The organism is Actinacidiphila glaucinigra (assembly GCF_900188405.1).
In the GTDB taxonomy this organism is placed as follows: Bacteria; Actinomycetota; Actinomycetes; order Streptomycetales; family Streptomycetaceae; genus Actinacidiphila; species Actinacidiphila glaucinigra.
The window spans coordinates 262383-278258 of the sequence record NZ_FZOF01000008.1; the positions used below are offsets into that span (position 1 = coordinate 262383).

12 protein-coding genes are annotated in these 15876 nt (G+C 72.5%); 5 read left to right on the forward strand and 7 right to left on the reverse strand.

The genetic code is table 11. From position 1 onward, the window contains the following. Positions 1-117 precede the first annotated feature (117 nt). From CHF15_RS19315 to CHF15_RS19330, 4 genes are all read right to left on the reverse strand, one after another. Entirely contained in the window at positions 118-903 is a 786-nt protein-coding gene (locus CHF15_RS19315) for an AAC(3) family N-acetyltransferase (RefSeq protein WP_089225079.1), read from the reverse strand. A 1-nt stretch (position 904) separates the two neighbouring features. Then, complete coding sequence (locus CHF15_RS19320; protein ID WP_245938918.1) at positions 905-3262, reverse strand: FxsB family cyclophane-forming radical SAM/SPASM peptide maturase; 2358 nt, start codon at positions 3260-3262, stop codon at positions 905-907. Positions 3263-3294: 32 nt separating this feature from the next. Beyond that, a complete protein-coding gene (locus CHF15_RS19325) occupies positions 3295-3492 on the reverse strand; it encodes a hypothetical protein (protein ID WP_089225081.1) in 198 nt (65 codons plus the stop codon). Positions 3493-3983: 491 nt separating this feature from the next. Further along, entirely contained in the window at positions 3984-5366 is a 1383-nt protein-coding gene (locus CHF15_RS19330) for a cation:dicarboxylate symporter family transporter (RefSeq protein ID WP_089225082.1), read from the reverse strand. 143 nt (positions 5367-5509) lie between these two features. Here CHF15_RS19330 and CHF15_RS19335 point away from each other — a divergent pair, with 143 nt between their 5' ends. Beyond that, complete coding sequence (locus tag CHF15_RS19335) at positions 5510-7144, forward strand: sensor histidine kinase (protein WP_089225236.1); 1635 nt, start codon at positions 5510-5512, stop codon at positions 7142-7144. Beyond that, the gene (locus CHF15_RS19340) at positions 7141-7824 is read left to right on the forward strand and encodes a response regulator (RefSeq protein ID WP_089225083.1); all 684 of its coding nucleotides are present in this window, start codon (positions 7141-7143) and stop codon (positions 7822-7824) included. The genes CHF15_RS19335 and CHF15_RS19340 overlap by 4 nt, the downstream gene beginning before the upstream one ends. A gap of 42 nt (positions 7825-7866) precedes the next feature. Here CHF15_RS19340 and CHF15_RS19345 read toward each other — a convergent pair whose 3' ends face one another. Then, complete coding sequence (locus CHF15_RS19345) at positions 7867-8892, reverse strand: ATP-dependent 6-phosphofructokinase (RefSeq protein ID WP_089225084.1); 1026 nt, start codon at positions 8890-8892, stop codon at positions 7867-7869. Between the two features lie 159 nt (positions 8893-9051). On the opposite strand from CHF15_RS19345, the gene pta reads away from it, so the two are divergent. The 3 genes from pta to pyk all read left to right on the forward strand — a co-directional run bounded on the left by pta (position 9052) and on the right by pyk (position 13839). After that, a complete protein-coding gene (gene pta, locus CHF15_RS19350) occupies positions 9052-11130 on the forward strand; it encodes a phosphate acetyltransferase (protein ID WP_089225085.1) in 2079 nt (692 codons plus the stop codon). A gap of 23 nt (positions 11131-11153) precedes the next feature. Then, positions 11154-12305, forward strand: coding sequence for an acetate kinase (locus tag CHF15_RS19355; protein WP_089225086.1), 1152 nt, complete (start codon positions 11154-11156; stop codon positions 12303-12305). Positions 12306-12414: 109 nt separating this feature from the next. After that, entirely contained in the window at positions 12415-13839 is a 1425-nt protein-coding gene (gene pyk, locus CHF15_RS19360) for a pyruvate kinase (protein WP_089225087.1), read from the forward strand. Positions 13840-13947: 108 nt separating this feature from the next. Here the strand turns inward: pyk and CHF15_RS19365 are convergent, their stop codons facing one another. Then, a complete protein-coding gene (locus CHF15_RS19365; RefSeq protein WP_089225088.1) occupies positions 13948-15231 on the reverse strand; it encodes a hydrogenase expression protein HypF in 1284 nt (427 codons plus the stop codon). Then, positions 15221-15832 (reverse strand): DUF6114 domain-containing protein, encoded by a 612-nt coding sequence (locus tag CHF15_RS19370; RefSeq protein ID WP_089225089.1) that lies wholly within the window; start codon positions 15830-15832, stop codon positions 15221-15223. The genes CHF15_RS19365 and CHF15_RS19370 overlap by 11 nt, the downstream gene beginning before the upstream one ends. Positions 15833-15876 lie beyond the last annotated feature (44 nt).

A 15876-nucleotide genomic window follows, 5' to 3' on the forward strand; every position in this document is an offset into this window, starting at 1 on the left:
CATCTCCCCCGCCCGACCTACACGACCCCGCTCCACCCCTCGTGAGGGAATCTCAGTGTAGGAACCGCCGATTCTCCGGCGGAATAGCGCATGACCATCATTTTTGCGCGGATCGGGTCAACGGCCGTTGTTCACCAGCCACTTGGCGATGGCATCCACGGCGTCGGCGATCGGCACCAGATGGCAGGACGCGTCACCGACCGGACCGTCCAGCACCGCGCACTCGCTCGCCACCACCGGGACCAGCCCGGGGAAGTGCCGGTCGTCGATGTCGGGCGCCTCGAAGCGCACCCACTTCTTGCCGCCGTCCTCCGTGCGCACCACGGCCTGGTACAGGCGGTCCGGCGGCGGGACGGCGCGGTAGTCGGCCAGGTGGTAGGCGGTGCAGACCCACAGGTCCACGCCGATCAGCAGGGCACGGGCCCGCAGGTCGTAGAGCCGGGCGGTGGGCGAGTCCTCGCCGAGGTGGCTCTCCAGCGCGTGGGCCTCGGTGACGAAGCCGGCGGCCGGGCCGAAGGCGGTGAAGGAGGTGTGCGGATGCGCACTGCGCAGGGCGCCCGGGAGCAGCCGTACCTCCTCGGCGAGCCGCCCCACGCTGGGCGAGACGGGGGTGGTCAGCGGGTCGAAGGCGGGCATCGCCTCGCGGTAGGCGGCCAGTTCCGTCTCGTCCATGCCCTCCGTGCGCTGCCGGTGCACGCGGGAGGTGAGCGAGTTCTCCGGGGTCGCCGCGTACGCGACCAGGGTGCCGTGGTCGCCCAGTGCCGCCCGCAGGGCCGCGACCACGGTGCGCCCGCCGCCCTCGACCGGGCCGAGCGCCTTCAGCGAGCCCTGGACGAGCAGCACCTCCCCCGGCTCGATGCCCAGCGCGCGCAGGGCCCTGGTCAGGCTTTCCAGCGTGTGCACCTCAGACCCCCTTCAGTTCGGAGAGCCAGGGGGCGACGGTGCGGGCCATCCCGTCCGCGAACCGTCTGCCGAGCGGGGTGAGCGATCCGCTGCCTGCCAGCCGGTCGACCGCCTCCGCCGTCTCGCGGGTCCAGCGGGCGAAGGGCGCCGCGGCCCCAGGGACGTCCCGGCGGGCCTGCGCGCGCCAGTACTCGGCGACGGCGACATGGGCGTACGTCCCCTGCAGCAGCCCTTCCAGCGGGCGCGGATCGGGGCGCCACGGGGCGTGGAAGAGGCGGGTGTCCTGCGGGTCGTACAGGTCCGCCAGGTCCAGCACGGCACCGAGCTTCACGTGCTGGAACTCGTGGGCGACCAGCAGGGCCAGGGTGTCCGGCGAGGCGGGCCGCGCGATGCCGACCGCGCCGAACGCCTGCCGGGCGGCCCCGCTGACGTCGCTGCCGTCGCCGGGCGGGACCAGCGGGGTGACGGTACCGAGCCCGGCGGCCAGGCCCGGCGCGTAGCGGGGCAGTTCACGGCCGAGGAAGTCCCAGGCGGCGACGAGGTCCTCGTGCCAGGCCTTCACCTCGGCCTCGTCCTGCCGGGGCACCGAAGGCCACTGGTGGGCGTCGCGGTAGCGGTCGGTGTCCTCCAGCGCCACGCTCCAGCCGGCCGGGCCGACCCGCCGTACGGGGTGCCATCGCGCGTCCCCCGGGCCGTGCACGTCGATCCGCACGGTGCCGCCCGCGGCGCTCACCGAGAAGCCGTCGGCGGTGGCGGCGACCTCGGCGTCCTCCCCGTCGGGGGCGCCGACCAGGACGCGGCCGAGCCCCGGCAGCCGGACCGCGCCGTCGTGCACGGGCACGCGGACGGTCGCCTCGTACCGGCCCGCGGCCCGCACCACGGCGGCGGCCGCGAACTCGGCGAGCCCCGCGACGTCCGCCCCGCCGTCGCCGCCCGTCTCCAGGCAGTGCCGGGCCCACGTCCGTGCGTAGGGGTGGGCGAGCACCTCGTCCAGGGCCTGCGGCGCGGCCTCGTCGACCTCGGCGAGCACCCGCCAGACCGCGGCGGTCCTGCCGTCCCGGGGAGCACGCTCCCAGACGGCCGTGAGCAGCCCGCGGGTGATCACCAACTGCTCGGCGGCGAGCGCGGCGACCGTCGCGGCGTCGCCGTAGCCGGCGGCCAGCTGGTCGATCTGGTCCTCCGTCAGCGGGTGCTGGGGCTGCTGCCCCGACGCGGTGCTCACCGGGTTCTCCCGTTCCGTCTCCTCGGCCTCGCGGATGCCGAGGATCAACTCCATCAGGTCGCCGCAGTACGCGGACGGATTCGCGAATCCGCTCCCGGTGCGGTAGCGGTGCGCGTACAGTCCCCCGCCGCAGACGTCGACGACCGGGCAGCGGCGGCACTCGTCGCACAGCCCCTCCTTGCCCTGCCGCCGTGCCTCGATGCCGGGGTGGGCGGCGACCTCGTCCAGGGAGTGGGCGAACACGTCCATCCCGGTGGCCGGCGCGCCGTCGAAGGCGGTCTTGAGCGAGTCGGCCTGCTCGAAGCTGCCGTCGGTCTCGATGACGACGAGGTCGACCGGATCGGTGCCGATCGACTCGACGAGGCTGCTCCCGCCGCGCAGCATCCGGCGCACGGAGTCGAAGACCCGCACGGGCACCGGGCGTCCCTCGGCGGTCCAGCGTTCGTGGACGGCCAGCAGCCACTGCGCGTAGGGCGCCCGGGCGCCGCCGGGACGCGGGGGCGGGACGTCGTGGGTGGCGTGCGGCAGCAGGAAGTCGATGCGGGGCGGTTCGAGCGCCATCAGGGCCTCGTACACCGCCAGCGGGTCGTTCTCGACGTCGATCGTGCAGAGCAGCCCGCCGAAGAGATGGCGGTAGCGCGGCTCGCGGAGCAGCCCGATCGACGCCACCACGCGGTCGTAGCTGCCGCGCCCGTCGGCGAACCGCCGGTGCCGGTCGTTCTCGGCCCGGCCGCCGTCGAGAGAGACGCCGACCGAGATGCCGAACTCGTCGAAGACGTCGCAGAACCGCTCGTCCAGGAGAAGGGCGTTGGTCTGGATGCCGAGCTCGAGGGCGCACACGCCGTCGAGCGCCCCGCGTAACGCGGCTGCGGCCCGGCGCATGCGCGCCGGGCCCGCCAGCAGGGGTTCTCCCCCGTGGAACACCACCTGGACGCCCGGGAGCCGGTGCGCCGCGGCGTGCTCGGCGATCCGTGCCGCCACGCGTTCGACCACCTCGTCCGGCGTGGCGCGGACCCGCGCCTTCCAGCTGGTGTCGGCGTGCTCGTAGACGTAGCAGTGATCGCACGCCAGATCGCACCGGCTGTGCAACTTCAGTACGAACTGCGACAACGCCCTGGTCGGCGCTGGTGTCTCCATGGCTGCGGCCCGGACCCCCGAGTCGGTCGGGCCTACTTGCTGCTGAACGACTGGAAGGCCGCGACCGGGACGTTCCCGGCGGAGGCTGCGGCGGGCATCACGCGGCTGAGGGTCGGCGAGGCGAGTGAGCTGCCGCGGGAGGCGAGCTCCGCCAGCGGGATCCTCCGCCGCGTCTGCGAGCGCCCGGCCAGGACATCGTTTTCGGCCATCACGGTGGGGGTGGCAGTCATAGCGGGGACCTCGTTCACTCGGGGTGCGTTGGCGCGCGCACACCATTTGTCCGGAATGCGGCAAATATCTCATCCCGAACACAGAAAGGCGACGCACACGCATAACGAGCGAGCCGTGACAAGTGCACGTTTTCGTCAAGTCCAGCAGGCACGCGTACTCCCCACCCCCCATGGCCGGGCCGTGTGATTATCTCCCTTATCCAGGAGGGGAGTTGAGGAGTTTTCCGATTCGAGACCAAGTTTCTGAAGCGGAACGAGCGCCGCTCGGTACCGACCCCCTCGTCACGCCATCCGGCGTGTCGCGGAGCCGACCGCACGCCCGGCGCACGAGCCCTTCGCGCCCGCTCCTTCACCGGCTCCCGCGCGCCCGGCCCGCCCTGCGGAAATTCGCCCCGCGCCATGGGCCGACCGGGTGAACGCCGCACAAAGACGGGTCCCGCCGGGCGGAGGGGGGATCCGCCCGGCGGGACCGTTCTGGGGGTGACGGCCGGTCAGGCCGTCTTCACCGGCTCCTTGCCGGTGTCCGCCGGCTCAGCAGGCTCACCCGGCTCGGAAGCCGTACCGTGCCCGTCGTCGACGAGCGTGGTCTCGTCGAAGGGCAGCTCGCCGGCGAACACGCGCCGGGCCTGCTCACGGTCGAACTCCTTGGTCCACGTGCCGATCAGCACCGTGGCGACCGCGTTGCCCGCGAAGTTGGTGACGGCGCGCGCCTCGCTCATGAAGCGGTCGATGCCGACGATGAGGCCGACGCCGTCCACCAGGGCCGGCTTGTGCGACTGCAGCGCTCCGGCGAGGGTCGCCAGACCCGCGCCGGTGACGCCGGCGGCACCCTTGGAGGCGACCATCATGAACAGCAGCAGGGTGATCTGCTGGCCGAGGGAGAGCGGCTGACCCATCGAGTCGGCGATGAACAGCGAGGCCATGGTCAGGTAGATCATGGTGCCGTCGAGGTTGAAGGAGTAGCCGGTCGGCACGGTGATGCCGACGACCGGGCGGCTGACGCCCAGGTGCTCCATCTTGGCGATGAGGCGGGGCAGCGCCGACTCCGAGGAGGAGGTGGAGACGATGAGCAGGAACTCCCGGCCGAGGTACTTCAGCAGCTGGAAGAGGTTGACCCCGGCGAAGAAGCGGAGCATCAGGCCGAGCACGACCACGACGAAGATCAGGCAGGTGACGTAGAAGCCGAACATGATCGTGGCGAGCGCCTTGAGGGCGTCCACGCCCGCCGAGCCGACGACCGCCGCGATCGCGCCGAAGGCGCCGATCGGGGCCGCCCACATGATCATGGACAGCACGCGGAAGACCAGCTTCTGGATGTGGCCGACGCCGCGCAGGATCGGCTCGCCCGCCGACCCCATGGCCTGCAGGCCGAAACCGACCAGCAGCGCGACCAGGAGGGTCTGCAGCACCTGGCCCTCGGTGAAGGCGGAGACCAGGGTGACCGGGATGATGCCCAGCAGGAAGTCCGGCAGGGTCTCGGCCGGGGCGTCCTTGGCCTGCGCCTGGCCCACGTCCTTGAGCGCGTCGGTCAGCTGCAGTCCGTCGCCGGGCTGGAGGATGTTGCCGACCACCAGGCCGATGGCGAGGGCGACGAACGACATCACCACGAAGTAGCCGAGGGCGAGGCCGCCGACCCGGCCGACCTTGGCGGCCTGGCGGACCGAGCCCACGCCGAGCACGATCGTGCAGAAGATGATCGGCGAGATCATCATCTTGATCAGGTTCACGAACCCGGTGCCTATGGGCTTCAGCTCGATCGCCGCGTCGGGCGCGACCATGCCGAGCACGGCGCCGGCGACCGCGGCGACGAGCACCGCGATGTACAGGAAATGGGTGCGGTCCCTGCGACCTTGGGTACGGCTCTGTACCGGCACTGACACCTTCGTCTCCTCGGTCCACCCAGACGTCGTCCCGGGACGTCCGCGATTGGATAGGTCCCGGTGACTATGCGCCCGTGCAGTGAGCCAGGTCACGTTTGCGTTCATTGTGTTCGCGGGACCTGTGCACACTGGTGGGCATGCCGCTCCCGAACCGCTTCCGCCGCCCCCGGCCGCGCCGCCGTGCGCGCAGCCTGGCGGGCCAGTTGTTCGCGATGCAGGTGGTCATCGTGGCCATGGTGGTCTCGGGCATCGCGGTGCTCGTCTACGTCAACGCCGCCGAGCGCGCGGAGGACGCCGCGAAGGACCGGGTCACGGCCGCCGCGCGGGCGGTGGCCGACGCCCCCTCGGTCGCGGCGGCGATCCGCGGCGAGGACCCCACGGCCGCGCTCCAGCCGTATGCGGAGCAGGTCCGGCGGGACACCGGCGTCTCCTTCATAACGATCATGAGCCCGGACGGCATCCGCTGGACGCACCCCGACACCCAGCAGATAGGCCTCCCCTTCCTCGGGCACATCGAGGGCGCGCAGCGCGGCGGCACCTTCACGGAGACGTACACCGGCACGCTGGGCGCGTCCGTGCGCGTGGTCACCCCCGTCCGCGACGACGGCCGGATCGTCGGCCTGGTCAGCGTCGGCATCACGCTCGAGGCCATCACCGACCAGGTGCGGGACCAACTGGCGGTGCTCATCGGGATCGCCGCGGCGGCCCTGGCGGTCGGGGGCCTGGGCACCTACCTCGCCAACGCCCGGCTGCGCCGCCACACGCACGGCATGGCCGCGGACGAGCTGAGCCGCATGTACGACTACCACCAGGCGACCCTGCACGCGGTGCGCGAGGGCCTGATCCTGCTGGACGCCGACCGCAGGGTCGCGCTGTGCAACGACGCCGCCCGCGAACTGCTGGGCCTGCCCGGGGACGTGGTGGGCTCGTACGTCGCCGACCTCGGGCTGCCCGCCTCGCTGACCGGCGCGCTGCTGGCGGCCGAGCCGCGGGTGGACGAGGTGCACCTGACCGCGGAGCGGGTGGTGGTGGTCAACACCTCGCCGGTGCGCGGCGGGGAGCGCCGCGGCACCGTGGTCACCCTGCGCGACCACACCGACCTGCAGTCCCTCACCGGCGAGCTGGACTCCGTGCGCGGTTTCGCCGAGGCGCTGCGCTCGCAGGCGCACGAGGCCTCCAACCGGCTGCACGCGGTCGTCTCGCTCATCGAACTGGGCCGCACCCAGGAAGCGGTGGAGTTCGCCACCGCCGAACTGCGGCTGGCCCAGGCGCTGACCGACCGCGTGGTGGCGGCGGTCGCGGAACCGGTGCTGGCCGCGCTGCTGCTGGGCAAGGCGGCCGAGGCGAACGAGCGCGGCGTGGAACTGACGGTCACCGAGGACAGCCGCATCGACGACGGGGTGCTGCCCGCCTCGCTCACCTCCCGGGACCTCGTCACCCTCCTGGGCAACCTGGTCGACAACGCCCTGGACGCCGCCATCGAGGGCGCCGCGCAGACGACGGCGCGCCCGCACGTCGAGGTCACCGCCCGCACCGACGACGGCGAGTTGCTGCTGAGGGTCACCGACAGCGGGCGCGGGGTGGACCCGGCGGTGGTGCGGGAGGTCTTCCTGCGCGGCTGGACGACCAAGAGCCACGGGCACGGCCTCGGGCTGGCGCTCGTCGAGCAGACCGCCCGGCGCGCGGGCGGCACCGTCGATCTGGACCGGGCGGTGGGCGGCGGCGCATCCTTCACCGTACGGTTGCCGCTGCGCGGGGAGGTGCGGACATGATCAAGGTGCTGGTCGTCGAGGACGACCCGGTGGCGGCGGACGCCCACCGGCTGTACGTGGACCGGCTGCCGGGGTTCACGGTGGCCGCGGTGGCCCACTCCGGGGGCGCGGCGCTGCGCGCCCTCGAACGCCACCAGGTGGACCTGATCCTGCTCGACCTCAACCTGCCCGACGGTCACGGGCTGCAGGTGGTGCGCACCCTGCGGGCGGCCGGGCACACCGCCGACGTGGTGGCGGTGACCTCGGCCCGCGATCTCGGCGTGGTGCGGCAGGCCGTCTCGGTCGGGGTGGTGCAGTACCTGCTGAAGCCCTTCACCTTCCCCACCCTGCGCGACCGGCTGGAGCGCTGGGCGCGCTACCGCGACGAGCTCGCCGGCGGCGAGGCCTCGGGGCAGGACGAGGTGGACCGCGCGCTGGCGGCGCTGCGCAGCCCGGAGGGCTCCGTACTCCCCAAGGGTCTCAGCGGCCCCACCCTGGAGGCGGTGACCGCGGCACTGCGCGAGGCGGCGGAGGGCCTGTCGGCGAACGCGGCGGCCCAGGCCGTCGGCGTCTCCCGGATCACCGCCCGCCGCTACCTGGAGCACCTGGTGGAGACCGGCCGCGCGGTCCGCGCCCCGCAGTACGGCCAGGTCGGCAGGCCCGAACTCACCTACCGCTGGGCCCCGCAGCGCCGTCCGTGAGCCGCCGCGCGGGACGCCCGTGACGACCCGTCGGAAGAGCCGTCAGAAGACCGACTCCGCCTCCTGCATGCGGTCCTCGGGCACCCGCTTGAGCACCATCACCGCGTCGGCGAGCGGCACCAGGTCCACCGCGGTGCCGCGCAGCGCCGTCATGCAGCCGAAGGCTCCCTTGTGCGCGGCCTCCACGGCGTGCCAGCCGAAGCGGGTGGCCAGCACCCGGTCGTACGCGGTGGGAACGCCGCCGCGCTGGACGTGGCCGAGGATGACGGGGCGCGCCTCCTTGCCCATGCGCTGCTCGAGTTCCGCGGCGAGCCGGGCGCCGATGCCGGCGAAGCGCTCGTGGCCGTAGGCGTCGATCTCGCCGTGGGCGTACGGCATGGTGCCCTCGGCGGGGTGGGCGCCCTCGGCGACGCAGATGACGGCGAACTTCTTGCCGCGGGCGAAGCGCTCCTCGACCATCGCGACGAGGTCGGCGGGGTCGAAGGGCCGTTCCGGCAGGCAGATGCCGTGGGCGCCGCCGGCCATGCCGGACTCCAGGGCGATCCATCCGGCGTGCCGGCCCATGACCTCGACGACCATGACGCGCTGGTGGGACTCGGCGGTGGTCTTGAGGCGGTCGATGGCCTCGGTGGCGACGGTGACGGCGGTGTCGAAGCCGAAGGTGCGGTCGGTGGCGGAGATGTCGTTGTCGATGGTCTTGGGGACGCCGACCACCGGCATGCCGGCCTCGGCGAGCAGCCGGGCCGCGGTGAGCGTGCCCTCGCCGCCGATGGGGATGAGGACGTCCAGGCCGTAGCCGGAGCAGATGGTGCGCCAGTTGTCGGCCGCCTCGTGCAGGCGCGCGCGTTCCAGCCGGGAGGAGCCCAGGATGGTGCCGCCCCGGGCGAGGATGCCGCTGACGGAGTTGAGGTCGAGCGGACGGTAGCGGCCCTCCAGCAGGCCCTTGAAGCCGTCCTCGAAGCCGATGACCTCGTCGCCGTGGTAGGTCAGCGCGCGGTGGGTCACCGAGCGGATGACGGCGTTGAGCCCTGGGCAGTCGCCGCCGGCGGTGAGGACTCCGATGCGCATGGCGCTCCACGCTCCCTCCGGTCGCGTGTACGGTCGCCTTTTCGCATCGTAGGTCCGCACCGCACCCGCCGCGCGCCATACGCACACCGAACGGTAATGTCAACAGATGTCCGCCACCCGACTGGGTGGATCACGCCCGGGCAGGAACGGAGAGAGCGCGTGACGCGCAGCGTGTACGTAACCGGTATCGGCAGGGGGGACGGCCGCCAGGTCGTCGAGCTGGGCGTGATGGAGCTGCTGACCCGGCAGGTGGACCGCGTCGGGGTGTTCCGGCCGCTCGTCCACGACACTCCCGACCGCATGTTCGAGCTGCTGCGCAGCCGCTACCGGCTCACCCAGGACCCGGCGACCGCCTACGGCCTGAGCTACGAGGAGGCGGCCGCGCTCCAGGCCGAGCAGGGCCGGGACGCGCTCATCGCCCGCCTCGTGGACCGCTACCACCTGGTGGCCTCGGAGTTCCCCACCGTGCTCGTCCTCGGCTCGGACTTCCACGAGACGAACCTCCCCGGCGAGCTGGGCGTCAACGCCCGGCTGGCGAACGAGTTCGGCGCCTCGGTGATCCCCGTGGTCGGCGGCCGCGATCAGAGCGCCGACTCGGTGGTGGACGAGGTCCGCAACGCGCACCAGGCGTACAGCGGGCTGGGCTGCGACATCATCGCCATGATCGCCAACCGGGTGCCCCCGCAGGTGCTGGAGGAGGCCGCGACGCGGCTGCGCCGCCGGCTCCCGGTGCCCTCGTACGTACTGCCCGACGAGCCCGCGCTGTCGGCCCCCACGGTCGCCCAGGTCGTCGAGACGCTCCACGCCGAGGTGCTCCTCGGGGACCACGGCGGACTGTCCCGGGACGTGATGGGCTTCGTCTTCGGCGGCGCGATGCTGCCGACCTTCATCCGCGCGCTGACCCCCGGCTGCATGGTGATCACCCCGGGCGACCGGGCGGACCTGATCATCGGCTCGCTGGCCGCGCACTCCGCGGGCTCCCCGCCCATCGCCGGCATCCTGCTCACCCTGGACGAGGTGCCCGGCCCGGAGATCATGGCCCTGGCGGCCCGGCTGGCCCCCGGCACCCCGGTGATGTCGGTGCCGTCCGGCAGCTTCCCGACCGCCGCCGAGCTCTTCGCCCTGGAGGCGCGCCTGGGCGCGGCCACCCCGCGCAAGGCGGAGACGGCGCTGGGGCTCTTCGAGAAGCACGTGGACGGTCCCGAGCTGACCGAGCGGCTGTCGGTGGTCCGCGGCGAGCGCGTCACCCCGATGATGTTCGAGCACGAGCTGATCGAGCGGGCCCGTTCCGGCCGCCGCCGGGTGGTCCTCCCCGAGGGGACCGAGGAGCGCATCCTGCACGCGGCCGAGGTCCTGCTGCGCCGGGACGTGTGCGACATCGTCCTGCTCGGCGACGAGGACGCGATCCGCAAGCGGGCCGGCGAGCTCGGCGTCAACGTCGACGTGCCCGGCTGCACCCTGACCGACCCCCAGACCTCGCCGCTGCGCGAGAACTTCGCCGAGCTCTACGCCAGGCTCCGCGCCCACCGGGGCGTCAGCTACGAGCTGGCGTACGACGTCGTGGCCGATGTCTCCTACTTCGGGACGCTGATGGTGGAGCAGGGCCTCGCCGACGGCATGGTCTCCGGCGCCGTCCACTCCACGGCGGCGACGATCCGCCCGGCCTTCGAGATCATCAAGACCGCCCCGGGCGCGTCCATCGTCAGCTCCGTCTTCTTCATGTGCCTGGCCGACCGGGTGCTGGTGTACGGCGACTGCGCGGTCAACCCGGACCCGGACGCCGAGCAGTTGGCCGACATCGCGATCCAGTCCGCCGAGACCGCCGCCCAGTTCGGGGTCGAGCCGCGGGTGGCGATGCTGTCGTACTCCACCGGCACCTCCGGCTCGGGCGCCGACGTGGACAAGGTCCGCCGGGCCACCGAACTGGTCCGGCAGCGGCGCCCGGAGCTGCTGGTGGAGGGCCCGATCCAGTACGACGCGGCGGTCGACGCGAAGGTCGCGGCCACCAAGCTGCCGGACTCGAAGGTCGCCGGGAACGCCACCGTGCTGATCTTCCCGGACCTCAACACGGGCAACAACACCTACAAGGCGGTGCAGCGTTCGGCGGGCGCGGTGGCGGTCGGCCCGGTGCTGCAGGGCCTGCGCAAGCCCGTCAACGACCTGTCGCGCGGCGCGCTCGTCCAGGACATCGTCAACACCGTCGCCATCACGGCCATCCAGGCCCAGGGCGACCGGTGACCGGCCACAACAGGGAAGGCACCGTGACCGCCACCCGCGTACTCGTGCTCAACTCCGGCTCCTCGTCGGTGAAGTACCAGCTGCTGGACATGGCCGACGGCAGCCGGCCGGCGGCCGGGATCGTCGAGCGGATCGGCGAGCCGGGCGGGGCCGCGGACCACGCCGAGGCGCTGAAGACCGTCGCGGCCGAGCTCGCCGCCCGCGGTCTCGGCCTGGACTCCCCCGAACTGGCCGCGGTGGGCCACCGGGTCGTGCACGGCGGCACGCGCTTCACCGCGCCGACGCTGATCGACGACGAGGTGCTCGCCGCCGTCGAGGAACTCGCGCCGCTGGCCCCGCTCCACAACCCGGCGAACGTCACCGGCATCCGGGTCGCCCGCGACCTGCGCCCGGACCTGCCGCAGGTCGCCGTCTTCGACACCGCCTTCCACTCCACCGTCCCCGAGCACGCCTACCGCTACGCGATCGACCGGGAGACCGCCGACGCCCACCAGGTGCGCCGCTACGGCTTCCACGGGACCTCGCACGCGTACGTCTCCCGCGCCACCGCGCGGCTGCTCGGCAGGGACCCGGCCGAGGTCAACGTCATCGTCCTGCACCTGGGCAACGGCGCCTCCGCCTCCGCCGTGCGCGGCGGGGAGTGCGTGGAGACCTCGATGGGGCTCACCCCCCTGGAGGGCCTGGTGATGGGGACCCGTTCGGGGGACCTGGACCCGGCCGTGGTCTTCCACCTCGCCCGCGTCGGCGGAATGCGGGTGGCGGAGATCGACACCCTGCTCAACAAGCGCTCCGGCCTGCTCGGCCTGTGCGGCGACAACGACATGCGGGAGATCGCCCGCCGGATGGCCGAGGGCGACGCGGCCGCACAGCTCGCCTTCGACGTCTACGTCCACCGGCTGCGCAAGTACGTCGGCGCCTACACCGCCGTGCTGGGACGGGTCGACGCGATCGCCTTCACGGCGGGCGTCGGCGAGAACTCCGCGGCGGTCCGGGCCGCGGCCATGGGCGGCCTGGAGGCGCTGGGCGTCGAGCTGGACCCGGTGCGCAACGCGGTGCGCGGCAGCGCCGCCCGCGTGGTGTCGGCAGGGGGCAGCCGGGTGGCGGTCGCGGTCGTCCCCACCGACGAGGAACTGGAGATCGCACAGCAGACGTACTCGCTGGTGACCGGCCGGTGACTCGTTGAGGCCACCCGGAGGCTCTACTCTATGGCCGCCGTCCGCACCGTCCATGCCTCCCCCGCACGGGAAAATTCCGGAGCGGAACAAACCCGATAGGATCGTCGTCATGCGCCGAGCGAAAATCGTCTGCACCCTGGGTCCCGCCGTCGACTCCTACGACCAGCTGAAGACGCTGGCCGAGGCCGGAATGAACGTGGCCCGCTTCAACTTCAGCCACGGCAGCCACGCCGAGCACGAGGAGCGCTACCAGCGGGTGCGCAAGGTCTCCGTCGAGACCGGACGTGCCATCGGCGTGCTGGCCGACCTCCAGGGGCCCAAGATCCGCCTGGAGACCTTCGCGGACGGTCCCGTGGAGCTGGTCGCCGGTGACGAGTTCGTCATCACCACCGAGGACGTCCCCGGTGACAAGACCATCTGCGGCACCACCTACAAGGGCCTGCCCGCCGACGTCCGCGCCGGCGACCCCGTCCTGATCAACGACGGCAACGTCGCGCTGCGCGTGATCGAGGTCGAGGGCCAGCGGGTCCGCTGCCTGGTCGTCGAGGGCGGCGTCATCTCCGACCACAAGGGCATCAACCTGCCCGGCGCCGCGGTCAACGTCCCCGCCCTGTCCGAGAAGGACATCGAGGACCTGCGCTTCGCGCTGCGCATGGGCGTCGACATGGTGGCGCTCTCCTTCGTGCGCGACGCCAAGGACGTCCGTGACGTCCACCGCGTCATGGACGAGGTCGGCCGCCGCGTGCCGGTCATCGCCAAGGTCGAGAAGCCGCAGGCGGTCGACAACATGGAGGACGTCGTCGCGGCCTTCGACGGCGTCATGGTGGCCCGCGGCGACCTGGCGGTGGAGTACCCGCTGGAGAAGGTCCCGATGGTGCAGAAGCGGCTGATCGAGCTCTGCCGCCGCAACGCCAAGCCGGTGATCGTCGCGACCCAGATGATGGAGTCGATGATCACCAACTCCCGTCCGACCCGCGCCGAGGCCTCCGACGTCGCCAACGCGATCCTGGACGGCACGGACGCGGTCATGCTGTCCGCCGAGTCCAGCGTCGGCAAGTACCCGATCGAGACCGTGAAGACGATGTCGCGGATCATCGAGGCGGCCGAGGTCGAACTGCTCAAGCAGGGCCTGTGGCCGCTCAAGGGCCGCAAGCCGCGCACCCAGGGCGGCGCCGTCGCCCGTGCCGCCGCCGAACTCGCGGACTACCTGGACGCCAAGACCCTGGTCGCCTTCACCAAGTCCGGCGACACCGCCCGCCGGCTGGCCCGCTACCGCGTGCCGCAGTCCGTGGTGGCGTACACGACCGACGAGTCGACGCGCAACATGCTGGCACTCACCTGGGGCGTGCAGACCACCGTCGTCCCGCACGTGAACACCACCGACGAGATGGTGGAGATCGTCAACCAGGAGATGCTGAAGCTCAGCGACTACACCGAGGGCGACGCCGTGATCATCACGGCCGGCTCCCCGCCCGGTGTCCCCGGCACCACCAACCTGGTGCGGGTCCACCACCTCGGCCACCGCGCGGTCTGACCGGCCGCCCGGGACACGGGAACGGCGGAGGGCACCTCCCCTTGCGGGGACGGCGCCCTCCGCCGTTTCCTCGTGCGCGGCTCCCGGAGGGGTCCTGTGCGGCCCGGCTCAGTCCGCGGTGTTGTACACGTGCATGCCGGGGACCGTCAGCGTGCCGCCGAACTGACCGGCCTGCTCGACCGTCACGTTGGTGAAGAAGGCGGCCGGCACGTTGATCGGGGGCGGGGTGTCCGGGGTGAACTCGATCGGGATGAGCCCGAAGAGGTTGCCCTTCAGCGACTCGGTGTACATCGTCACCGTGCCGTTGCGGATCGTCGAGGTGCTGCCCTTGCGGGCGTCCACGTGCCCGACGGTGCCGTTCGGCCCCACGACCTCCTGCCGCAGGTCCTTGATGTCCACGCCGGTGGCGGTGAACTTCAGGACCTTCTTGACCTTTCCGCTCCAGGTCTTGACCTCGACGATGCCCTTGTAGTCGAGCCCGGTCAGGGTCAGCAGACTGCTGCGCAGGACCCACGGGTCGTCCGGCAGCAGCGACTGCGTCTCCTGGTAGGCGGCGTCCGCCAGTGCCTGCGCGTCGTGGGTCGGGCACGGGAACGGGGTCTTGCCGTCCGCCGACTCGGCCGGTGAGCTCTGCGAGGGGCTCGGGGGCTGCGTGGCCTTCCCCGTCGTCTCCGAGAGCTTCTCGACCGCCTCCGACACCCTCTTCTTCAGCGCGTCGGTGGTGTCCTCGGTCTTCTTCTCCACCGTGCCCGTGGAGGCGCTCGGCCTGGGAGCGGCCGACGTCGCGCCCGGGGCGGGCGTCGTGCTCGGCGACGGGGTCGCCGCGGCGGGCTCCTCGCTCTTCTTGCCGAGGCCCAGCAAGTCGCCCAGGGCGTCGCCGACGCCCAGCGGGTCCAGCGGGTCGCTCTGCCTGGTCGCCGACGGCGAGGCGGACGGGTCGGGCGCCGTCGTCCCCGCACCACCGGACGAACCGGACGAACCGCCGCCGCTCTCGTCGCCCTTGCCGCCCCCGTCGCCGGAACCCGGGGTTCCCGACGTGGGGTCGTCCGACGAGGGGCTCACGGACGGGGTCGCGGTCGGGGACTTGGTGGCCCCGCCCGACGGGGTGACGCTCGGCGTCGCGGACGCCGACGGTTCGTCGGGCTGCTCGACGCACTTCGTGCCCGAGAACGGGTTCTTCGGCAGTTCGTCGGCAGAGGCCAGCCTCGGGGTCAGTCCCATGCCCATCAGGACCGCCGTCGGCATCGCGGCCAGGGCTATCGCCTTGCCCGCGGGCATCTGCAGCTTGGTCAGCAGCGACTTCCTCGGTGCCGCGTGCCGCGGCCCCGTTCTCTCACGGGTGCCGCTGCCGGCGGCGACCCCGGAAGCGGGCTGAACCTCATCACCCCGCACTGTGCCTCCCGTTCGCGTCTACGGTCTCGGCGCCGTCCACCGGGTGCTGCGGGGCGGTCGCCGCCTGGTCGGCGGCCGGGTCGGCCGGGTACTCGCCGTAGGCCGCCGCGTAGGGCGAACCGGGGGGCGGCACATAGCCGGCGTCACCGTCGTCACCCTTGCCGCTGCCGGGCAGTTCCGCCGGGTCCGCGCCGCCGTCGGCGGGCGGTGCGCCCGGGGCCCAGGAGACGGCGAGGGCGCCGCCGATCAGGCCCAGCAGGAAGCCCACCACGAAGCCGCCGAAGTTGGAGACCACCAGCGACACCAGCGCCAGCAGAATCGACGCGACGCCCGAGAAGACCCGCACCGCCGACTGGAACCACATGGTGAGGCCGAGTACGACCAGCAGCACGCCGATGATCAGCGAACCGGACCCGGCCGTGGTGGCCATGGTCAGGCTCAGCGCGCCGAGTGAGAGATGGGCGTACGGGAAGTACGCGATGGGCAGACCGGCCAGCAGCGTCAGCAGGCCCGCCCAGAACGGCCGCTGCCCGCGCCATACGCGGAAGCGGAACCGCCAATAGCCGAACCGGCCCCTCAGTCCGTGTGTCTCGGCGCTCATGGAAAACAGCTCCCTGGGACTGGCTTTCTGGAAAGAGTCGGGGT